Here is a 22,951-nt window from a genome sequence, read left to right as displayed (position 1 = left end):
TTATCTCTCAACTCTAGTATTCTGTATAACTGACAACATCATCTGTTGTATTTTAGTACCGGAATGAATTTGATTTATAAGGTCAGCCAAGCGCGTAATCAGTGCTGTATTTTCCTTTAAGCTCGATGGAAATATGTCATCTCGCTTTAAAAAAGATTGTACTAAGTCATGGCTACTTTCCCGATGATTTTGACTCAATTCAAACAGCTCACTTTCTAAAGGATCATTAATACTTTGAGAACCGTAGGCCGCGTGACATACAAACGACATCCAGCCTGCAATACCAAGCTCTATCGCAGTTGAAGGGAGCTTTAGATCACGAAGTTGAAGTAATGTACTTAGCCACCGCTGAGGCAATTTCTGGCTTCCATCCATCGCAATCTGTAAAAGTTGATGATATAGGCTGGTATTTTCAAAGCGTTGTAATAACTGTTCGCTGTAAGCTTCAAGTTCTTCTGAGGAAAAAGAGGATAATGTTGGCGCCACTTCTTGCCGCATGTAAAAATCAAGAAAAGCTCGAATCGACTCATCTTGCATCGCTTCCGATACGGTTTTGAAACCAGCAAGACTACCGAGATAAGCCAATAATGAATGACTGCCATTTAACATGCGTAATTTCATCATTTCATAGTTGGCAACGTCGTCGACCATTTGAACCCCAGCCGTTTCCCAGTCTGGACGACCTAAAGGAAAATCATCCTCTATTACCCATTGACTGAAATGTTCAGTCTTCACCAAAATCGGTTCATTAAGACCCGTATCAGCATAAATCATCTCGATGTCCGCTGGACTAACAGCTGGCACAATACGGTCAACCATAGTGCTAGGGAAAGCCACATTCTTTTCAATCCATTTGGCAAACGCTTCATCTTTTACTTTTGCAAATTCAACCGCCGCTTGTTTGGCTCTAACGCCGTTATGAGGCATGTTGTCACATGACAAAACGGTGAATGCTTCTATGCCTTGGTCTTTTCGTTGCTTTAGGGCTTGCACTATAAAACCAAGCGCGGTTTTAGGCTGATTTACTGGATTAAGATCGTGTCGAATATCTGGATTATCAATCAGCAGCCGTCCTGATACCGGCTCGAGATAATATCCTTTCTCGGTCACGGTTAAGGTTACAATTTTAGTCGTCGACGCAGTCAGGTATTTTAAAAGTGCCTTTCTACCATCTTCCGTGCCTGTAAAAATGGCTTCTTTGATAGCACGTATCTCTCGAACCTTTGCTGTCTCTTTATCACTATACTCTACTACGTGATATCTAAGGCCCGCTGCATTTAGTTGGTCAACTAACCTATAGTTTGAACGAATATTGGCACTGACTATTGACCAATCACCGCCCTGTTCAGAAAGCACTTTTTCGAGATAAACGGCTTGATGGGCACGATGAAATGCACCTAAACCTATATGGACTATCCCAACATCATGCTGATCAGGTAACACTCGACTATGTATTGTTTGAAAATTTATCATCACCAAGTTCCTAACCTAGAAAAGAAGGGAGCCACAAAGAAATAGAAGGGATATAAGCCACTAAAAGAAGTACGATTAGGTTACAGATTAAGAAAGGCCATATTGCTCTTACAATAGCCGTCATTGGCAATTCACTGATGCCAGCGGCAACAAACAAACAGACTCCAACAGGAGGGGTTGTTAAGCCTATAATCAAGTTAAGTACAGCCATTACGCCAAAATGCAGCGGGTCCATGCCAATTCCTTCTGCAACTTTTAATAAAGTGGGAAAAAGAATAATCAAAGCGGCAATGGTTTCCATAAAACCACCGACAACCAATAACACAATGTTAATGATTAAAATAACTATGATTGGGTTTTCACTAATATGAAAAATGGCACTTGCAAGCATTTGGGGGATTTGTTCACTTGTCAAAATCCAGCCAAATAAGTTTGCCATACCAACTAGAAGCAAAAGACTTGTTGAACTTAATACAGTATCAACCAATAATTGAGGAAGATTCTTCCACGTCAGCCCTTTATAAACGAACATTCCAACGACAAAAGCATATAAGCTTGCCATGATTGAAGCTTCCGTCGGCGTAAACATCCCTCCGATGATTCCGTACAAAATAATAAAGGTCATTAATAACGCCCAAAAAGCGCCTTTTCCAACCGTTAAAATTTCTCGTACTGTGGCTCTTTTCTCTCTCGGGTATTGTCGCTTTACAGCAATAATATAGGCCGTTACCATCATCGCCAATCCCAGCATAAAACCAGGAATGACACCGGCTAAAAACATTTTTCCAACAGAGATGCCACTCAAGGATCCAACAATAATCATAGGAACACTTGGGGGAATTATTGGTCCTATTGTTGATGATGCCGCCGTCACAGCGGCGGCAAAAGGCTTGTCATAACCGCTCTTCGCCATCCCAGGAATCATCACGGCACCAATACTGGCCGTATCCGCCACAGCCGTTCCAGAAATACCACCGAAGATCATTGAACCGCCCACATTCGCAAGACCTAGTCCACCGCGAATATGGCCTAATAAAGCATTACTAAACCGAATAATATAATCTGTAATATTACCGACATTCATCAAATTTCCAGCCAAAATAAAGCCCGGAATACATAGTAAAACAAACGAGTCCATCCCAGCGTATAACCGCTGTGGCACTATGGTTAAAGGAATACCGGCTAATGTAAGGTAAGTCAGAGAGGCAACACCTAAACAAAATACAATTGGCACACCAATCAATAGCAGTAAGAAAAAAACCGCAAACAACAAAATAACTTCCATTAAGAGATTACTCCTTGATCATCACGCTCAAGCAATATGAGCAACACGCTGGTAACGCTATATAAGGCCGTTAACATAAAGAAAAAACTAACTGACAAAAACGCCCAATACATTGGTACTTCCAAAGCCGGAGATGTTTGCCATCGACCTATTTCTGCGTACTTAATTGCATACGGAAATATATAGACAGCGAAGCCACCTGCGAGCAGATGACAAAATACCTGATACGCCTTATACCAAAATCTATTTAAAGAAGATTGAAATAGCTCCAAACGAACATGTCGATTCTGGCGAATGACTAAGCCTGATCCCATGACAATTAAATAAATGAATAAATAACGAGATAATTCTTCTGTCCAGATAGGAGAACTTGGTAATAAGAAACGAGAAAAAACTTGAATTAAAACAACCACTATAATGGCTAACAATGCTGATACCGCTAATACAGAGAAAAGCCAATCCACAACGTTCAGCGTCCGCTGTATGGCTATTTTGAATCGCTCAAGGCTCCTAAGGCGACTCATTTGACATGAGTTACTCATCACAGGCACTCCAAAGTGACCTATTTTCACTAGATTGATCTAGCAAAAATAGGTGTCTTCATTAGATAGAAAAACTTGATACCACTAGATTTTTTTATAGAGCTCTAGCTGCTCCGATGAGAGTGCCTCTTGAACCGCTTTTTGCGCTGCTGATTTAAAGGCTTTTAAATCAGGTTCAACAAACTCCATACCTCGGTCTTCTAATATTGTTCTTAGTTTTGCTTCATCTGATGCGAACATATTGTGTTCAAACGTTTGCATTTGTTGGCCAGCGTCCAAGACAATGGCTCGAAGATCGGCAGGCATACTGTTCAACTTGCTTTGACCAATAACCACATAAATCCAACTGCGCACGTGACCCGTCAAATTCACGTATTTCTGAACTTCGTAGAAACTAGCACTATTAATTAGGCTCAATGGGTTTTCTTGTCCATCAATCGTACTTTGTTGTAGCGCGGTAAACACTTCACTGAATGCCATTGGAATAGGCTTAGCACCTAGCGCCTGCCATGTTTTTACAAACAAAGGAACATTTGGGACTCGTAGTTTAAGACCATCTAAGTCGCTTGGAGTCAAAATTTTACGATTCGACGTAAGATGTCTTGATCCGCGCTCAAACCAAGCAATTGGTTTCAAGCCTGTTCGTTTGGTGATTTGATCACTAATTTCCTTGCCAACTTCGCCGTTGACCGCTTTTTTAAGCTGTTCAGAACTAGTAAACGCATAGGGTACCGCCATCAATGCCGCTTTAGGTGCCCAGTTCTGTAAAGACTCACCCGTGATTGTCATATCGGCCGTGCCGAGTTGGATACTGTTTATGACATCCATTTCTTTACCCAGCTGCTCATTTGGATAAAGCTTAACTTCAATGCGACCATCAGAATTGGTTTCCGCTACACTCTTAAATTTCAGCGCGGCCTTATGCCAGATATTATCTTCATTTGCGGGGTATCCAAATTTTAAGGTGACATCCGCCGCGTAGGACATACTAGCCATTAGCATGGATGACAGAACAGCGACTTTCATTATTGGTTTTATCATGGGAAGCTCCATTGTTATTATTAGATTTTATTGGGGTTGGTAACTACTTACTCATTTCCACTAGCACTTTGCGAGTAAGTTCAGGGTGGTTTTCCATTAGCTGTATACCATCGCTGATTTCATTCAAAGCAATTCTGTGGCTAATCAAAGCCAAAGGATCAAGTCGACCAGATGCGATCATATCCAACACTTGAGGAAAGCGTCGATTGTTAAGGCGTGACCCCACAATCGTGAGTTCTTTCTTGATTACTTCAATTTGAGCCATGTCACTTGGGATTGAATTAAAGCCGAGTAATCCAACACGACCGGCAGGGCAAGCAATACGAAGAATTTCAGGTAATAGGGCAGGGAGACACGCCGCATCGGCAATCAAGGGTATACCTTCTCCATTAGTCCAATGATGAATACACTCTTCAACATTATCCACACGACTGTTTATTACGTCCGTTGCACCAAGTAACTTGGCTGTTTCTAAGCGCTCATCAACGATATCCGTGACTATCACCTGCTCAATTCCCATCGCTCTCGCAACTTGAACAATGGTTAAACCAATGACACCAGCACCGTATACCAAAAGAGTGTCACCTGGTAGCGGTTCCATACGAGTTAACACATTGGTTGCAATAGAATAGGGTTCGACTAATGCCGCTTGTTCAAGAGAAACATTATCCGGTAGAGCAAGCACATTACTTGCTGGTGCACTCGTAAACTCACCAAACCCGCCATTACGGTGAACTCCAAACACCTGCAAATGAGCACAAACATTCACTCTTCCAACTCGACATGCGTAACACTTCCCACAACTAATGACAGGATCGACACAAACGGGGTCTCCCACCGCAACATGCTCAACACCTTCACCAATTGCCGCCACAACACCAGAGAACTCATGTCCTGTAATTCGCGGAAACTCCACAAATGGATTTTGGCCGTGAATAATATGTAAATCCGAACCACAAATTCCAGCAAAAGCGGTTCTAATTAATACCTCGCCAGTCGCCGCAACAGGCACTTGGGTATCAATGAGAGCATAATCATTTACATTACTTACTTGGAACGCTTTCATCTTTTATCACCAATTCCACAAAGTGCCATCTTCCAGACGATTTACAGGAAGATAGGCTGGTTTATAAGGGTATTTTTTGGCCAGTTTTTCATCTATATCCACACCATGGCCAGGCGCTTCTCCCGCGGTAAAATAACCATCTGAAAATTGATAAGCATGCGGGAAAACGAGGTCGGTTTCTTCGGTATGAGGCATGTGTTCCTGGATACCAAAATTCGGTACCCAAGTATCAAAATGCAAAGCCGCCCCCATACAGACTGGAGACAAATCCGTTGCGCCATGAAATCCCGTTTTAACATGATACAGTGCTGCAAAATCAGCAATACGACGTACATTCGTAATGCCACCAGCATGTGAAATAGGTGAACGAATATAGTCTATTAATTGTTTTTGAATCAGTTCTTGGCAGTCATGTAAGCTATTAAATACCTCACCAATTGCAAGGGGTGTAGTAGTATGTTGACGGATTAGCTCAAAAGCCGCTTGATTCTCCCCTGGAGTACAATCTTCAAGCCAAAATAAATGAAATGGCTCAACCTCTTTACCAAGTCGAGCAGCTTGAATGGGGGTTAAACGGTGATGAACATCATGCAAGATATGCAACTCTTCACCAAATTCAGCACGAACAGCAGCAAACAATTTTGGTACATAAGTTAAATATTTTTCTGTTGACCAAGCATGTTCAGCTGGTAAAGAAGAATCTGCAGGCTCATACGGTTTGCCAACCTCTTTGGATACACCATAAGTTGTTGGAATTCCGGGGATGCCACATTGTACTCGAACGGCTTTATAGCCTAGCTCAACATGTTTTCGAACTTCTTCTAGACAAGACTCAATGTCTAAGCCCGTTGCATGGCTATACACCATCACTTTTTCTCGGCTTTTGCCACCTAACAGTTGGTAGAGCGGCATTCCAGCTAATTTAGCTTTAATATCCCATAAGGCCACATCCACAGCCGCTATCGCAGTCATCCCTACAGGTCCGCGTCGCCAATAAGCGCCACGATACAAATACTGCCAAATGTCTTCTATTTTTTGCGGGTCTTTACCAATAAGGGTAGGAATAACATGTTCTTCGAGGTACGCAACCACAGATTTTTCTCGTCCATTTAAAGTAGCGTCTCCGATACCATAAACACCTTCATCTGTTTCAATTTTAAGCGTAACTAAATTGCGTCCTGGACAGGTCACAATGACTTTTGCTGATCGAATTTTCATAAAATCAGTTACCTAATTATTATTTTTGGTATACCAAATATGTATAATTGAGCCAAAGTATCCCATTAAGCAAATGAAAACAAGCCTTAAATATCAATTTGGCATACCAAAAAGCAATTTAATCGATAACACCTGATTAAAATGTCGACTTTATGCATCATTTAAGTAAAAATGGCATACCAGATAAATCAAGAGATTAATCACTAAGATTCGCAAGTATGGCTGAACGACTTTATAGAGAAATTGGCGAAAGCATTAAGCAAGAAATATCAAAATCCAATCTGAAAGTTGGAGATAAGCTGCCGACTGAACGAGTTTATGCAGAACTGTTTGGAGTTAGTCGAACTCTCGTTCGAGAAGCTTTTATCATGCTAGAGATTGAAGAGTTAATTGAGGTGAAAAAAGGCTCAGGAAGCTATCTGAAAAATAATCTATCCCTTCAATCCAGTAAAAAAGTCTCCGACGTTGGTCCTTTTGAACTTTTACAAGCTAGACAAGAGCTTGAGAGCTCGATTTCATCTTGTGCGGCAAAAGTCATAACGAAGCAAGACTTACAACGCTTACAAGACATTATTGAAATTGAGAGTGCAGAACTAGAATCTGTCGACAAAGCCAACAGTGCGGATAGAGATTTTCATTTGTTAATTGCTCAATCCACTCAAAATACAGTATTGCTCGATGTGGCAACCCGATTATGGGATATGAGAGATGGTAATCCTATGTGGAAAAAGCTGCACTCTAGGATTCAAGACACCTCTTATCACGATCAGTGGTTAGAAGATCATAAAAAAGTTTTGCTTCAATTAAGAAAGCGCAATGCAGAAGGCGCTAGACAAGCGATGTGGCAGCATCTAGAGAATGTAAAACAAACTCTTTTTATTTTATCTGATACCGATGCCCCGGATTTTGATGGCTATCTCTTTGCTCAAAGAACGTCCTAACGACTACCACGACAAATTAATAAGGTGCAACAATCAGTTCTTCGACAGTTTGATGAAGGACTTTTAAGAACAAATCACGTGGCTTATTCGGCTGACTGGTACGTTTACAAATGACGGCGACACCAAGGGTGTAGGAACGCGTTTTTGGTGCTACCGCAACAATATCGCCTTTATCCAAATAAGATTGCGCATATTGCTCTGGCAAAAATCCAATGTATTGGCCGGACAGTATCAACGCCAATCGGCTGTCATAGAAATAGGAAATGGCCGTCAGATTCATATTGGATATCTGTTCGCTCACCGCTTCATGGGGCTTTAATCCTGCGTGTGTAGCCGGATAAATATCAATTTGTTGTTCCTGTTCAGGTTCGTCAAAGCTCGCCAAAGGATGATTTTTTCCACAGTATAAGTAGCAATCATCACTGTAGAGGTGAACGTAATCCAAACCATCCAATTTGCGGTGGTAAGGTATAAAGCCGATGTCCGCTTCGTCGTTTAATATCATGCGCTCTATGTTCGACATGGACGCCACATTCGTGGTGATTGACACTTCTGGCGCCTCACTGACAAAGCGTTGTATCAGTTCCGGAAAATGACTGCGAGGGTCTAAACTCACTTTGTCTGATAAAGCGAGTCTTAACTTGCCTGTCAGGCTGGCGTTGAGATTGTTTACTGTGGTCCTAAAGGCATCCAGAGACTCCAGTAGTTTTTCCGTCATCTCATAAATAATAATGCCTTCTTCGGTCAGTGAAAAACCACCACGTCCCCGCTTACACAGGACTAAATTTAAACGAGCTTCCAGGTTTGAGATATGTAAACTAATGGTCGAGCGACCAATGTTTAATGAGGTTTCTGCCGCTGAGAAGCCGCCACAGTCCACTACCGTCTTGAATACTTTAAGTTGTTTGATTTCATAATCACCAACTTGTCCTAGTGAATAGTTTTGTGCGTTCATCTCTGCCTCGTTCGCCTTCGTGATTCATTATTATGGGTCAATTATCCTTCTTCTGACCCTGACATGTTAGATACTGACATCCCTTATCCCTTGCTATTTTAACAACTAAGTTCGTTGATCCTCTAACTTTACATTGATTGATCCGGCTTTCATCAGACTTAGGGCTTGATTAAGGTAATACAGGTCAAACGCGCTCATGATCACAACGATCTGATTACTGGCTAAGTAAAGTGTTTGCTCGGTTATACCTTAGAAATGGACTTTTGCCTATCGCATCTTTCATTTCGATCTTCCAGACTATTTATTTTTGGCCTGTCTATCTATTTTAGGTAGTCGGGCTTTTTTTTAATTTTACAAATAGCCTATTTGAAAAAGCGATTCTAGGGAGCTTAATATGTCGATCGCGTTGTCCGTACGTCAAAAACTCATCGCCATAGTGATCATGGTATCTATCGGTTACGGTGGCTTTGGGGCCTATGCCATTTATAACTTGTCGAAAATGTCGAGCGCTGCAGACGACGCCAGTCAATTAAGCACACTAACCACCCAAGTAAAGAACATCGAAGTGTCGCTATTGAAATTTGAACGCGCCATGTCGGAAGTCACACCGAATAGCCTAGCTCAAGTTCGAAAAAGCCTAACCAGTATTCAGCAGCATAGCGCAGCGGGCTTTGATATCGAAGCGAATCTCGTTGGAGAGCTTGGTACCCAGTATCTTAATCAAAGCCAAGCCATTCTACCGAACTATATTGCCTCCCTGAGCCAACAACTAGATTATTTAGAAGCCTTAGGGTTGGATGATAAAACCGGAGCCTTGAGAGAGCTTAATCAAGCAGCCCATTCTTTAGAAGAACAATTCAGCACACTAGCAAGTTTTGCCGCCAGCTTTAAAGAAGTTCGTAATCAAGAAAAAAACTTCCTCGCTTATCGCGATGAAAGTCACAAAGCCACTTTATTTAATGCCATTAGCCAACTTAAAAACAACGTCAATAATATTGGCTTTGGCGATGTCTTTAACCCTTTTATTCAAACTTATGAAGACGCGCTAGCACCTGTTATCAAACGCGCAATGGCCATTGAGTCTCAACAACTGAAACTGGCTAAGCTGAGTCGTGACTTTACTCAGTCAATGGATCAAAATACAGACTATTTGCAAGGCACGTTACTATCACAAGCTCAACAACGTTCCCAAAAAACCGCACAGCAAGCGCGTAATTCTTTAATCATCGCTTGCTTGCTACTCGCAGCTTGTATCGGCTTTATTTTAATCAGCGTCATGCGCTCCTTAAATCAAAATCTGTCTTCTGTATTAAGCATGTTGACACAAGTCGCTCGCGGCAAACTAACCTCGCAAAGCTTTCACGCAAATACCAATAAGCCAGATGAATTCCAGCAGCTTTCTATTGCCTCTTATCAAATGTCAAATGAGTTGCATCAATTGGTTGCTCATCTACAGTCCAGCAATCAACATCTTATCGTTACCGCTGATGAGTTAGATGCAGGCATTCAAACCATCGTTACCGGCAGTCAACGCATTCGAGATCGTAGCCATACCTTAGCCGCGTCGACAGAAGAGATTTCTGCCACAGCAGATACCGTCCGCAATATGACACATGCCGTCGAAAGTGGGGCTCAGCTGGCATATGAGTCCGCCAGCCGTGGTGCTAAGACGATGGAGCAAGCCATGGCCAGTATTGGCGATGTAGCAGACTCCATTCAGCAAACGAATAATCGAGTCGATCGATTGGGCACCTTATCAAAAGAAATCGATGTGGTGATAGAACTGATCGTCGGGGTTGCTGAACAAACCAGTCTGTTAGCCCTTAATGCCGCCATTGAAGCCGCCAGAGCTGGTGAGGCTGGTCGTGGGTTTGCGGTGGTTGCAGATGAAGTCAAAGCACTGTCAGAACAAACGGTTAAAGCCTCAGGAGACATCACCAGCAAGGTGGAAAACATTCAGCGAGAGACGCAAGCCGTTATTGATGCCATGGTTCACAGCTTAACCAAAGTCGAGCAGAGTAAAGATCAAGGAGAGAATGCTGTCACCACAGTCCATCAGATTGAGATGAACACCTTGGACGCCATGAAGAACAGTCAAGAAATCAGCCAAGCAATTCAGGAAGTGGCCTTAACCACCACTCAAATGGCACAAGACATGGATATCATCGCCCAAGAGATCAAAGAAAATCATCATGCCACTGAATCCATTCGATCTGCCAACGATAATATTCACCAACAAACAAAACAATTGGCCAAACAAATTCAAGGTTTTGAGTTGTCATAATGGCCTTGAATGATCAATTTTCTGAAGCAGGCCTTCAGTCATGAACCATTTTAGGGCAAACATAGCTCGAATCAGGCCACTGACTATTATTGTTGAAATTCACAAAAAATATGCAGTTATTTCAATGCGATAGAATAGATTTACTCATGTTATTATTGATTTAAAGTTAACCCACATTTGCACCAAAACGAACCATAAAGCACCTATACAGTGCAGGTTTTTATATAGTTAACTGATTTTTAAGGCTTTTTGATTTTTCAATTGTTTGGTGATGGCAAAACTTTAGATGGGTTTTGTATGCTTTAACGCCAGTTGGCTTTTTGAAAGTATCCAATGCAAGTTGTCACAACATTTGGTTGGTGACCTTTTTCTGCAAACTTTGTTTATGAGGTAGTTCATGTTAAAGACGTTTCAAAAAGCAAAAAAACGTTTGGTTGCAAGTTCGTTAGCTATGGCACTTGGCTTAGGAGCAATGGCTTCTACTGCAGCCCAGGCTGCTGATCACAACTGGCGTTTCGCTAATCTATACAGTCGCGGTAGTGCATTCGGTGAAGTATACGAAAGCTTGGCGAAAAACATTGAAACTATGTCTAACGGCCGTATCAAGGTTCAAGTTCTTTATTCTGGTGAAGGTGTTGGTACAACAGGTATCCTAGGTGCCGTAAAGTCTGGCCTAATCACAATGGGCGCGCCTTTCCAATCTATGCACGCCGGTGAGCTACCAGCAGGTATTGTTGAAATCGGTCTTCCTGGCGGCACTGATGACGCCACTGAATTAACCACACTTTTCCAAGAGAAAGGTTGGGCACCTATCCTAAAAGAAGCGTATGGCTCTCAAGGTCTAGTTTGGCTTGATCCATACATTCAGCCTGCGGTTTACGTTTTAACGAAAAAACCAATCAAATCAATTGAAGACTTCAAAGGTTTGAAAATCCGTGCACCTGGTGCTTACGGCAAGTTCCTACGTAATCTAGGTGCTTCGCCAGTATCACTAGCTTGGGGTGAGATCTACACTTCTTTGTCCACAGGTGTTATCGATGGTTCTATCGGTTCTAACATGATTGATCACCGCGATGGTAATCACGTTGAAGTGGCTAAATACATGTACCCACTTCCTCTAGCTGGTGCTCAAGTGTTACCTATTATTGTTAACCGCAATGCTTGGAGCAAGTTGTCTCCAGATCTACAAGCAATTGTTTCAGCAGCAACAACTGTACACGCTCGTGAGCAATTGACTAAGTCTAAATTGTGGGAATCTCAAGCCGTGGCAGAGATGGAAGCAAAAGGTCTACAGTGGAGCCCTGCACCAAGTGATGCTGACAAAGCAGCTTGGCAATCTGCAGGTGCTGGCTTATGGGACGAATACGCTAAATCTGATAAATACAGCGCTGAGTTAATTGAAGTACTTCGTAAAGAAGCGAACTAATACAGCCTTTCTATCAATGGATTGATACAATACACAAAGGAGACTCACTTGGTTGTGTCTCCTTTGTTTTTTGGTAAATGTTTTCGTAATTTCGCACAACCTTCCCATCCTTTTAAGGTATTACACAATGATAGAGACAGCGATCAGGCGCTATTGCCTTACCATTCATGCGCTGGTGGCCTTTGTCGGCAAATCCATATCTTATTTGATGCCTGTGCTGGCTTTTGTCGTCGCCTTTGAGGTTTTCTCGCGCTACTTCTTAAATCAGCCAACAATCTGGGCATACGACTTATCCCTGTTTATTTTTGGTTACATTGCCGCTTTAGGTGGTGCTTACGCGCAACAGCAGCGAGCTCACATCAACGTCGATATTCTTTATAACAAAGTGTCGCCCCGTATGCGCAGTTTGTTCAATATTATTTCTTTCTGCCTCGCCATCTTCTTTGTCGCCATCATTTGCAAAATGAGCATAGGTAAATTCGAAGAAGCCCTAGAGTTCAATTATCGTCGCCAGAGTGAATGGGCACCTCATATGCACCATTACTGGGTAATGATGGCGGTAGCTAGCTTTATGCTCGGTCTTCAGCTCAGCAGCGACTTATTAGAAGAAGGCTTTCACTTATTAACAGGTAAACAATTGCTTCCTGATTCCGTTCGAAATATAGAGGAAACGCCACATGATTAGCATCGAACTTCTTACCGGCGTTTTGCTACTTTGTATTCTAGTAACCTTCGCGTTGGGTGCACCTGTGGGGTTAGGTCTGGGTGGAATCGCCATGGCCGTGGGTTACATTACTTGGGGTGACGGTCTGTTTAATGTCATTCCAACCACGTTAGAAGCCACACATTTCAGTTTTATTCTATTGGCCATTCCCTTGTACATCTACATGGGACAATTGCTGACTCGTTCCGGCATTGGCGACGCCATGTTCAACGCAAGCCAAATGTTAATAGGCCGAGTACGCGGCTCATTAGCCATCAGCGTGATCATAGTGTGTTCTATGATAGGTGCCATGGTTGGCATCATAGGTGCCGGCATCATGACATCCGGCAGTATTGCATTACGACCTATGTTAGAACGTGGTTACAACAAGCGTTTGGCATTGGGCGTGATCATGGCAGGTGGCGGCCTTGGGATCTTGATTCCCCCTAGCATTCCGATGATTATGTTTGCATCAGCAACACAAAACTCAGTAGGGCGCATGTTCATAGCCGCATTAGTGCCAGCCTTAATTACCATTGTTTTGCTTATCACCTATGTAGTGATTGCTTGTAAGCTGGATCACAGCAAAGCCCCTTTAGACAAAGTTCCAGACGTAGCACCCACCTTGAAAGAGAAATGGTTTACGGCTCGTGATGGTTTATTGTCTTTGCTACTGATTGTGGCCGTATTAGGCAGTATTATCATGGGGGTTGCGACCCCGACAGAGTCAGGGGCAATTGGCGTTGTGGGTGCTATTTGTTTGGCGGTGCTCTTTAAGCGCTTCAAACCTCGTATGGTTCGTAATGCTGGTATGCAAGCAGCCTTGTTGGTCAGTGTCGCTATGTGGATCATTTTCGGTGCCACGGTTTTCAGTAACTTCCATCTGTTGATGGGCGTACAGAACATGGTCGCCAGCTTCACACAAGATCTCGGCTTGTCGCCGATGATGGTCATCATCATGTTCCAGCTGATCATGCTGTTGCTTGGCTTCATTATTGACGAGTTCATCATTGTCTTGATGTGTGCGCCTATCTTCACACCGATTGCAGTGTCATTAGGTTTTGATCCGATTTGGTTTGGTATCTTGATGATTCTCAACATTGAGATAGCGGTACAAACCCCACCTTATGGTTTTGCCTTATTCTACTTGAAGGGTATCGCCCCTCCAGGTATTACCATGTTGGACATTTATAAGTCAGTAACACCATTTGTTTTAATCAAACTACTGGTGCTGATCATTTGTATGTGTTTCCCAGACATGGTGATGTGGTTGCCAAACAAAATTATGGGGTAGGGACACCACCCAATATATTGATTGCACGAACAAAAAGCGGCTCTGTTTTCACACAGGGCCGCTTTTTTATCTAGACTAGTTTTCTCTTTCAATACGCTATGCAGTTAATAAGCCGTTGTTAATGAGCAAAGCGCTTTAAAATAATCGCGGCATTCACTCCACCAAAACCGAAACTGTCAGACAAGACATAGTCGACTTGTTTTTCACGTGAAACCAATGGCACCAAATCCATATCCGCTATGCTGTCTTCAGGATGATTCAAGTTCAATGTTGCAGGTAACTTACCGGAGAGAATACTTTGCGCACTGAAAATCGCTTCCACACCACCTGCCGCCCCAAGTAAGTGACCAATCGAAGATTTAGTAGAAGAGACCGCCACTTGGCTCACAGAATCGCCAAAAATACTTTTTAAAGCATTAATCTCACCTCGATCACCCACAGGAGTCGATGTTGCATGCGCATTCACATAACCAATTTGATCTGCGCTGATACCAGCCATGCTCAAAGCAGCGGATATCGCACGAGCGGCACCTTCACCACTTTCCGGTCCAGAAGTTAAATGATAAGCATCGGCACTGGTTCCATAACCAACCACTTCGACTAAAGGGCTCGCGCCTCTTGATAAGGCATGCTCTAACGTCTCCATTACGATCAAACCCGCACCTTCCCCCATGACAAAGCCATCACGTTCCGCATCAAAGGGTTTTGACGCTTGCTCTGGCTTATCGTTATTGGTTGATAGAGCTTTCAGAGCCCCAAAGCCTGCCAATGATAAAGTATCAATACAGGCCTCAGTGCCACCAGCTAACGCGACCTTAGCTTCACCGGAACGGAGCAAACGCATGGCATCACCTATGGCCTGAGCACCAGCGGCGCAAGCGGTAACAGGTGTACCGATGGGACCTTTGAAGCCATATTTTAGCGATACGTTACCCGCCGCTAAGTTGGCCAAAAAGGCCGGTACTGTGAAAGCAGACACTCGTTTTGGACCTGACTCCTGAAGCGTTGTATGAGCTTTGGTAATGGTAGGAAAGCCCCCAATACCCGTACCAATTACTGTGGCTGTCGCTTGTTTGTCTAACTCAGTCTCAGGTAACCAATTCGCTTGCTTTAACGCCTCATCTGCAGCGGCTAAAGCAAAAAGCGTAAACAGATCTACTCTTTTTCTTTCTTTTGGTGACAGATAGTTGGATTCATCCAAACCATTATCTTGATCTGTAATACTAGGTACTTGGCCAGCGATCTTAGTCGCTAAACTCGCTGAGATGGATTCTGGTAACGGGCGAATACCAGATTCACCTGCAATCAGCTTTGCCCATACGGATTCAACGCCAACGCCTAGCGGAGACACCAACCCCATTCCAGTAATAACAATTCGATCTTGTGAAGACATGAGAAAACCCTCTGCATCTCTAATAAGTGGCTTTGCAGTTTTGATCGATTTTTTTGTTTTCTGCAAAATGACCTTACCCATGCTAGAGTGAGAGTTAATATGATCAAGATAATATTTTGATCACCGCAAGAATTTGTTCACCATAAGAAATAGAATGCAAGATGGCTAAATCTAAATAAGGAGGAGACGAGATGCCTTATACACAGCAACACAAGGAGCAAACTCGCCAACGCATCTTAGTGGCTGCGGCAAAGTTGTTTTGCTCCAGAGGATTTGACCGTGTCACGCTAACGCAAATCATGCAGAAAGCAAACATGACCCACGGTGCTTTCTACGCGCACTTCTCAGGTAAAAGCAGCCTTTACGAAGCGGCTATGCAATTTGCAGTTTCTCATGCTTTTTGGGCACGAGACGACAAACGAACAGAAGGCAAAGAAACTCATCTTAAAGCGCTAGTAACGCGCTATTTAAGTTGGAGTAAGACTGACCAGGATCATCCTTCTCCTTTAGAATTTCTCGTCACAGACGCGGCCCACAAAGAAGAAAAAGTAAGGCAAGCCTACCAAGCTTGTTTTGATACCTTGGTTGAACGCCTAGCAACTATTTTAAAGAAAAGAGGTAACCCTGAGCCGGAAGCCTTAGCTGAGGAGACTGTGGTGTCATTAGTTGGAACCGTCTCCATTGCACGCTCCATCAGTCAACCATTACAAAATGACTTCCTAAAACGCGCCCATGAACGCATTGTGTCTAGATTAAAAATGGCTTAGGTATAATTTTATTAGCGATAAAGCAGCCAAGTTTTAGAAATAACACACTAGATCAATAAGATAAAAAGCCATGTGTTTCACGTGAAACACATGGCTTTTTAATGATAACGATACGAAATAAGTCTGCGTTACATGAACAAACAATAGACAGATAGAATAACAGTCCACTAAAAAACGACATTCATTAGTCTATCTCACTGTCTTTGTTTTCATACCAACGCATAATGTGTGGCGCAATTTCATTACCAGAGACAAAGAAATGACCATTTAATAAGGTCTCTCTTTGATTGTATCGAAATGGCTTTCCTTCTGGTGTGACCAGCATACCACCCGCAGCCTCGATAATGGCTTGTTGGGCCGCCGTATCCCATTCACTGGTTGGACCACGTCGTAAATGCAAATCGGCAATGCCTTCGGCAATACGACAACCCTTAATGGAACTGCCTTTTGGCAACTCTCTTACTTGCTCATAGTTAGCCTTTAAGGTGTCTTTTAAATCGATAGGCAGGGCAGGGCCATGGCTGCGACTGGTCATGACAATAATAGGCTCTCTTGGCACTCTGACATTGATAGATTCATACGTGGCTTCATGCTCAACGTCGTCGTGCCATTTTATCGCTCCGACAGGCAAATCTTGCCAAGCCTCCGTGACACCAAAATAGCCTTCCAGTGTCGTGGGCAAATACACCATGCCCACAATTGGTCTGCCGTCTTGAACTAATGCAATGTTGATACTGAACTCACCATTTCGCTTAATGAATTCTTTGGTGCCATCTAAAGGGTCAACGATCCAAAGAGACGGCCAGTGCACACGCTCTTCAAATTTCACCGTACCTTCTTCTGATAAGACAGGTATGTCCGGTGTAAGTGCTTGCAAACCTGATAAAATAATACGGTGTGCCGCCAAGTCAGCCGCCGTAACAGGACTGTCATCAGACTTCTGCTGAATCCCCAAATCGGCACTTTGATAAATTTCCATGATCGCTGTGGCTGCATCGTGTATTATTTTTTGTAGCGCTTGAAAAACGGGGTGTTGATTAACGTCCTGCATAACAGCCTCAATATGACAACAAAATGGGTCAATGTATTCCTTATGAGTAAAACAGAAAAACAGTCAGAACTACAAGCTGTTCGTTTAGATAAGTGGCTTTGGGCGGCACGATTCTTCAAAACTCGCTCGCTCAGCAAAGACGCCATTGACGGTGGCAAGATTACTTACAACGGTAGTAAAGGCAAAGCCAGTCGCAATGTCGAAGTAGGCGCTTTGATTGGTATTCGGATTGGCTGGGACGAAAAGATAGTTGAGATCAAAAGCATTAGTGGCCAAAGAAGAGGGGCTCCAGAAGCTAGACTGCTTTATGAAGAAACCCCTGAATCCATTGAAAAACGCGAAAAGAGAGCATTGGAACACAAGTCTTTTGGTGGGCGTATCATGGCAGATCATAAGCCGAATAAGAAAGAGCGTCGTGACATCAAACAGTTAAAAAAAGACATATTTGGCAACTTGGATTAAAGGACTTACTCTACCTCTCTCTAGCTAGGCAGCATTTCTTAAAGAAGAAGCTTCAGGACAATGCCTCTTCGCCAGTTCCAGTCTTAACCAGCTTGAGAGCGGTTTAATCAAACACGAAAATAGCGACCATCTTTATTCTCTAAGCAAGCACTCAACTCCAACTCTATGAGTGCTTGCATTAGCTCACTTGCATTCAGCTTACTCGCACGAACCAGTTCATCAAAATCCACGGACCTTGCTTGTTCATCGACATAGTTAATAATCTGTTTCGCACTTGATGACAGTGATTCTGGCGCTTGCTTAGCCTTGAATTCTTTGTCTTTGCCAAAGAGAGTAATCTGGCTAACATAAGCATCGGAGATGGTAGGGGACCTTTCAATTGCATCTTTTTTACCAGACTCATCATGCGCCTTGACGTTATTCATAGACAGACATTCAGCAGGGCATTCATCAAGAATGTCTTGTACGCTACGAACCAAGGTCGCCCCCTGACGAATGAGTTGATGACAGCCCGCAGAGTTAGCATCGTTAATCCGTCCTGGTAAGGCAAATACTTCACGATTCTGTTGTACGGCATAACTGGCACTGATTAATGAACCACTTTTAATAGACGCTTCAGCCACCAGTACGCCCATGCTTAAACCGCTTATAATCCGATTTCTAGGAGGAAATAAGCTGGGTCTTGGAGTGGTTGTTAGTGGGTATTCACTTATCAATACGCCCTTCTGATCTAATAGCTGTTCAAACAATGAAGTATTCTTTTGCGGGTATAAATGCTTTAACCCCGTCCCCATCACCGCAATGCTGGGTGTCATATTAGAAGTTAACGCGCCTTGGTGTGCCGCGGTATCCACCCCCATTGCGCCACCACTAACAATCGAAATACCTAAAATGGATAATTCATAAGCTAGATGGAACGCCATATCCCGCCCATAATTCGAACATCGCCGAGCGCCGACAATGCCAATTTTAGGCGCTGTTAACGCGGACAAATTGCCTCTTACATAGAGTAAAACGGGGGCAACACTGATCTGTTTAAGCGCCTCAGGGTAATCAGGATGTGTTGGTAAAATGAGGTGATGATTCTTCTGGTCTAACCAGGCTAGGGTATCCTGACGTTTCTTTTCCTGTTCATCACTCAACTTGCCAGTCGATAAAAACGCCATGGCTTCACGTGCGGTGATATCTGGCCACTTTAAAGACCTTAAAACCTCATAAGATAGTACGGAGTCCAATTGCTTTGATTTAATGTTAGACGACTTAAGATGATCCTCTAATACATAGCGATCTAACATTAAGCTATGAGGATGCGTTTCTTGCGACTCATCTAAATCTGATAAATAGGCAAATAATCGAGATAATCGAGCTGGACCTATGCCTGATAAAAAGCTCAAGCAAAGCCAATCTTCTTGACATAAAAGGAAAGGGCTAGACATTGTTTTTCGCATCCTTGCTAAGGTCGTTGTTGCTACTGGCATCCTGCCGAGTCGCATTTTGATGATTTGATATCGTTAAAATAGACCACAACTATTAAACTCATTGAATCATATTGGGTAAAAAACCGCCACGAGAAGACTGCCCAATCCCGCTACATGCGTTACAATACACCTATTAACCTATGCAGTGCATGGAGACCCCTTCACTTCTTGCTCTCCTTTTGCCTGCCAACCATTTTAAAAGAGATTATTGGAATACATCATGGCGGTTTTACCTGTACTTGAATACCCAGACCCACGCTTACGTAAAATAGCTGCACCGGTCAGCGACTTTACGGATGAGCTGCAAACCACAATCGATGACATGTTAGATACCATGTATGACGAGAATGGCGTTGGTTTAGCGGCGACTCAAGTGGACTACCATTATCGAGTGGTAGTAATGGATCACTCAGAAGAGCGTAATCAACCAATCGTGTTTATCAATCCTGAATTCGATGTTTTAGACGATGAACCGAATGAGTTTCAGGAGGGCTGCTTATCCGTACCAGGGTTTTATGAACACCTATACCGTGCAGCAAGAGTCAAAGTGAAAGCATTAGATCGACATGGCAAGCCATTCGAAATGGATGTTGATGAACTAATGGCGGTGTGTGTACAACATGAGATTGATCATCTAGATGGCAAACTGTTTGTTGATTACTTATCACCACTTAAACGTAATCGCATTAAGAGCAAGTTAGAGAAGGCTCACAAATTGGCACAGAAAAACGCCAAATAAATAGGCCATCCTTGATCTGCTGCCCTACAAGACAACAATCATTTGAACTTCGTGAGTACAGATCTCACTACAAACCCGTTATTAAAATCAGGCTTTTGGCCTGATTTTTTTGTTAAGGAATATCCAATGACATCATCACCTCTTCGCGTTGTTTTTGCTGGAACACCCGATTTTGCAGCATCTAGCTTGCAAGCCTTAATTGAGCATAAAGATCTCAACCAATATCAGTTAGTGGGTGTTTACACTCAGCCTGATCGTCCTGCAGGCCGAGGTCAGAAACTCGTACAAAGCTCAGTAAAACAACTGGCTGTTGAGCATGGCATTCCAGTTTATCAGCCGATAAACTTCAAACAAGATGACGATAAGAAAGTGTTGGCTGAGTTAAATGCCGATATCATGATTGTCGCAGCGTATGGCATTATTTTGCCAAAAGACATCCTAGACACTCCGAAGATGGGTTGCATCAATGTACACGCATCCTTATTGCCTCGCTGGCGCGGTGCCGCCCCCATCCATCGCGCTATTATTGCGGGTGATCAGCAAACGGGGATCACTATTATGCAGATGGATGTAGGGCTTGATACAGGTGATATGTTGTTAAAAGCACATTGTGAGATTGGCTCAACGGAGACCTATGCTTCTCTCCATGACAAGTTAGCCAAGTTAGGTGGAATAGCACTGATCGACGCCATAGAGAAACTCAAAACCTCTGAGATCACGCCAGAACCACAAGACGAAGCCAACACCTGCTATGCAGCCAAGCTTACCAAACAGGAAGGCAATCTTGACTGGTCACAAACAGCGGCCTTGCTTGAACGTCAAGTAAGGGCCTTATCACCTTGGCCAGCAGCGTATAGTTTTAGCCAAGCTGGTAGCATGAAAATTCATGCGGCTGTTGCTGTTACAGCGTCATCCGCTTCAACAATTCTTTCCCCTGGAACTATTTTAAGAAGTGATAAAGAGGGCGTCCTTGTTGCAGCAGGTGAAGACGCTTTGTTAATTTCTGAGTTGCAATTTGCTGGCGGCAAACGCTTGAAGGTACAAGATGCACTAAATGGCAAACACAAAACCGCATTGGAAGTTGGTAAGCAATTCTCCGCTATTGAGCAGGCAAAACAATCATGAACCAACTAGATCAAGCTTCAACGCAAGCGCCACGTCAGGTAGCCATTCAAGTATTAACCAATGTATTGCTACAACAGGGTTCATTGAGTACTCAACTAAACCGATTGCAGACGCAGGTAACCTCCGATCAGCAAGCCTTATTTAAGGAACTTTGCTTTGGTGTTTGCCGCCAATTCCCTAAGCTTAATAGCATTGCTCTGAGCTTATTGGCACATCCTTTTGAAGAGAAGGATACAGATCTTTATGCTGTCTTGCTTTTAGGTCTATATCAACTGTCCTACATGAAAACGCCGGATCACGCAGCGGTAAACGAATCTGTTGAGGCTTGTCGACTTCTTAATAAAGATTGGGCGACCAAACTTATCAATGCCGTATTGCGTCGCTACCAACGAGAAGAGCTTGAGATTATAGATAATCTTATGCAGATGCCGTCCGTCGAATTTAATCATCCAAAATGGTTGGTTAAACGCTATAAGAAACATTGGCCGAATGCTTTCGAGCAAATTATAGAAGCCAGTAATGTTCATCCGCCGATGTGTATACGAGTCAATCTGGACAGAGTTTCACGTGAAACATACCAGTTAACCTTAAGTGAATTGGGTATAGAAACCACACAAGGTGGCTTATCTGACGCTTCTTTGTACCTATCTAAAGCAGTATCTGTTAATCAATTACCAGGTTTCGACGATGGCCTTTGCAGCGTTCAGGATGAAGCCGCTCAGTTGTCTGCTCAAATTTTGAACCCAACCATGAGTGAACGAATACTCGACGCTTGTGCCGCACCGGGTGGAAAAACAGGGCATTTACTAGAATGTTTGAGTCGTTCTCAATCCGAAGAACAGAAAAGCAACTCAGTATTACCCTCACTGACGGCTATTGAATTAGAAGCCTGGCGTCTTGAGAAGATCGAATCCAATCTAGACCGCCTTGGTTATTGCGCAGAATTAATGTGCGCGGACGCCTCACAAACAGAAGAGTGGTGGGACAATCAAGCTTACGACAAGATCCTGCTGGATGTACCTTGTTCAGCCACTGGTGTAATTCGCCGTAACCCTGATATAAAACTCAACCGAAAACCTGCAGACATTGAAGAACTGATCGTTATACAGAAACAAATTCTTAACAAGGTGTGGGCGACACTAAAGCCAAATGGCTATTTGCTTTACGCAACCTGCTCTTTGATGCCAGAAGAAAATGAGCAACAGATCGCGGCCTTTTTGTCAGAACAGTCCGATGCCAGTGAAATTAAACTAAATCATTTAAACGCCAACTTAAGCCTAAATTGGGGTCTTGAAGTAAGCCATGGCAAACAACTGTTTCCGACACTAAATGGAAATGATGGCTTTTATTATTGCTTACTACAAAAGTCTGCTTAATTTTTTCTATTTGGGTTTGATCTACTAAGATTTATTTAATACACCAAGACCTGAAATCTAAAAGCCTCAAAAGCCTCTTAGCCTAATTTCACGAAGCAGAATGTTTCATGTGAAACACAGTTAAGAGGCTTTTCACATTCATAGAAACAGATTTAACAATTCAAAAAATGGAACAGGGCATCAAGAGTGAAAATAATTGACCTCTAAAAATAATTATCAGTATTTTTGCAGATCAAGTTAAATAATCTTAGTTATGTAGGTAGACTTTACTACTAGGATTATGAGTTTGTATTCGACCAGATACGATTACGATGAGCTTCTAGTCGACGTTC

The 22,951-nt window shown here is 43.0% G+C and carries 20 protein-coding genes; 10 read left to right on the top strand and 10 right to left on the bottom strand.

Translation table 11 applies throughout. The features are described 5' to 3' along the window. The 6 genes from MAR181_RS00170 to manD all read right to left on the bottom strand — a co-directional run bounded on the left by MAR181_RS00170 (position 1) and on the right by manD (position 6,625). Positions 1-1,473 (bottom strand): mannitol dehydrogenase family protein, encoded by a 1,473-nt coding sequence (locus tag MAR181_RS00170; protein WP_013794579.1) that lies wholly within the window; start codon positions 1,471-1,473, stop codon positions 1-3. Between the two features lie 10 nt (positions 1,474-1,483). Next, a complete protein-coding gene (locus tag MAR181_RS00165; protein ID WP_013794578.1) occupies positions 1,484-2,758 on the bottom strand; it encodes a TRAP transporter large permease in 1,275 nt (424 codons plus the stop codon). Further along, a complete protein-coding gene (locus MAR181_RS00160) occupies positions 2,758-3,300 on the bottom strand; it encodes a TRAP transporter small permease (RefSeq protein WP_013794577.1) in 543 nt (180 codons plus the stop codon). The genes MAR181_RS00165 and MAR181_RS00160 overlap by 1 nt, the downstream gene beginning before the upstream one ends. Before the next feature lie 84 nt (positions 3,301-3,384). Then, entirely contained in the window at positions 3,385-4,341 is a 957-nt protein-coding gene (locus MAR181_RS00155) for a TRAP transporter substrate-binding protein (RefSeq protein ID WP_013794576.1), read from the bottom strand. 43 nt (positions 4,342-4,384) lie between these two features. Next, a complete protein-coding gene (locus tag MAR181_RS00150; protein WP_013794575.1) occupies positions 4,385-5,407 on the bottom strand; it encodes a Zn-dependent oxidoreductase in 1,023 nt (340 codons plus the stop codon). Positions 5,408-5,413: 6 nt separating this feature from the next. Continuing rightward, positions 5,414-6,625 (bottom strand): D-mannonate dehydratase ManD, encoded by a 1,212-nt coding sequence (manD, locus tag MAR181_RS00145; protein WP_013794574.1) that lies wholly within the window; start codon positions 6,623-6,625, stop codon positions 5,414-5,416. Between the two features lie 218 nt (positions 6,626-6,843). Between manD and MAR181_RS00140 the strand changes: the two genes are divergently transcribed. After that, entirely contained in the window at positions 6,844-7,566 is a 723-nt protein-coding gene (locus MAR181_RS00140) for an FCD domain-containing protein (protein ID WP_013794573.1), read from the top strand. A gap of 16 nt (positions 7,567-7,582) precedes the next feature. On the opposite strand, the gene MAR181_RS00135 is transcribed toward MAR181_RS00140, so the two are convergent. Continuing rightward, positions 7,583-8,521 carry a LysR family transcriptional regulator gene (locus tag MAR181_RS00135; RefSeq protein ID WP_013794572.1) on the bottom strand — a complete coding sequence of 313 codons (939 nt, stop codon included), beginning with the start codon at positions 8,519-8,521 and terminating at the stop codon, positions 7,583-7,585. Between the two features lie 394 nt (positions 8,522-8,915). Here MAR181_RS00135 and MAR181_RS00130 point away from each other — a divergent pair, with 394 nt between their 5' ends. The 4 genes from MAR181_RS00130 (at position 8,916) to MAR181_RS00115 (ending at position 14,228) form a co-directional block, all read left to right on the top strand. Beyond that, the gene (locus MAR181_RS00130; RefSeq protein WP_013794571.1) at positions 8,916-10,805 is read left to right on the top strand and encodes a methyl-accepting chemotaxis protein; all 1,890 of its coding nucleotides are present in this window, start codon (positions 8,916-8,918) and stop codon (positions 10,803-10,805) included. Between the two features lie 397 nt (positions 10,806-11,202). After that, the gene (locus MAR181_RS00125) at positions 11,203-12,231 is read left to right on the top strand and encodes a TRAP transporter substrate-binding protein (protein ID WP_013794570.1); all 1,029 of its coding nucleotides are present in this window, start codon (positions 11,203-11,205) and stop codon (positions 12,229-12,231) included. A 127-nt stretch (positions 12,232-12,358) separates the two neighbouring features. Beyond that, on the top strand, positions 12,359-12,916 hold the full coding sequence (locus MAR181_RS00120; protein ID WP_013794569.1) for a TRAP transporter small permease subunit: 558 nt from the start codon (positions 12,359-12,361) through the stop codon (positions 12,914-12,916). Next, positions 12,909-14,228, top strand: a complete 1,320-nt coding sequence (locus MAR181_RS00115) for a TRAP transporter large permease (RefSeq protein ID WP_013794568.1) — start codon at positions 12,909-12,911, stop codon at positions 14,226-14,228. The genes MAR181_RS00120 and MAR181_RS00115 overlap by 8 nt, the downstream gene beginning before the upstream one ends. Positions 14,229-14,346: 118 nt before the next feature. Here the strand turns inward: MAR181_RS00115 and fabF are convergent, their stop codons facing one another. Further along, positions 14,347-15,621, bottom strand: a complete 1,275-nt coding sequence (gene fabF, locus MAR181_RS00110; protein WP_013794567.1) for a beta-ketoacyl-ACP synthase II — start codon at positions 15,619-15,621, stop codon at positions 14,347-14,349. A gap of 191 nt (positions 15,622-15,812) precedes the next feature. On the opposite strand from fabF, the gene MAR181_RS00105 reads away from it, so the two are divergent. Then, a complete protein-coding gene (locus tag MAR181_RS00105) occupies positions 15,813-16,388 on the top strand; it encodes a TetR/AcrR family transcriptional regulator (protein ID WP_013794566.1) in 576 nt (191 codons plus the stop codon). Between the two features lie 184 nt (positions 16,389-16,572). Here the strand turns inward: MAR181_RS00105 and cysQ are convergent, their stop codons facing one another. Beyond that, a complete protein-coding gene (gene cysQ, locus MAR181_RS00100; protein WP_013794565.1) occupies positions 16,573-17,439 on the bottom strand; it encodes a 3'(2'),5'-bisphosphate nucleotidase CysQ in 867 nt (288 codons plus the stop codon). Positions 17,440-17,481: 42 nt separating this feature from the next. On the opposite strand from cysQ, the gene MAR181_RS00095 reads away from it, so the two are divergent. After that, positions 17,482-17,901 (top strand): RNA-binding S4 domain-containing protein, encoded by a 420-nt coding sequence (locus MAR181_RS00095; RefSeq protein ID WP_013794564.1) that lies wholly within the window; start codon positions 17,482-17,484, stop codon positions 17,899-17,901. A gap of 107 nt (positions 17,902-18,008) precedes the next feature. Here MAR181_RS00095 and dprA read toward each other — a convergent pair whose 3' ends face one another. Continuing rightward, complete coding sequence (dprA, locus tag MAR181_RS00090; protein ID WP_013794563.1) at positions 18,009-19,337, bottom strand: DNA-processing protein DprA; 1,329 nt, start codon at positions 19,335-19,337, stop codon at positions 18,009-18,011. A gap of 262 nt (positions 19,338-19,599) precedes the next feature. Here dprA and def point away from each other — a divergent pair, with 262 nt between their 5' ends. The 3 genes from def to rsmB all read left to right on the top strand — a co-directional run bounded on the left by def (position 19,600) and on the right by rsmB (position 22,619). Beyond that, positions 19,600-20,118, top strand: coding sequence for a peptide deformylase (gene def / locus MAR181_RS00085; protein WP_013794562.1), 519 nt, complete (start codon positions 19,600-19,602; stop codon positions 20,116-20,118). 126 nt (positions 20,119-20,244) lie between these two features. Continuing rightward, a complete protein-coding gene (gene fmt, locus MAR181_RS00080; protein ID WP_013794561.1) occupies positions 20,245-21,243 on the top strand; it encodes a methionyl-tRNA formyltransferase in 999 nt (332 codons plus the stop codon). After that, positions 21,240-22,619, top strand: coding sequence for a 16S rRNA (cytosine(967)-C(5))-methyltransferase RsmB (gene rsmB, locus MAR181_RS00075; protein ID WP_013794560.1), 1,380 nt, complete (start codon positions 21,240-21,242; stop codon positions 22,617-22,619). The genes fmt and rsmB overlap by 4 nt, the downstream gene beginning before the upstream one ends. Positions 22,620-22,951: the final 332 nt, after the last annotated feature.

This window comes from Marinomonas posidonica IVIA-Po-181, from assembly GCF_000214215.1.
Classification (GTDB): domain Bacteria; phylum Pseudomonadota; class Gammaproteobacteria; order Pseudomonadales; family Marinomonadaceae; genus Marinomonas; species Marinomonas posidonica.
This window is presented reverse-complemented; position numbering and strand designations above follow the sequence as displayed.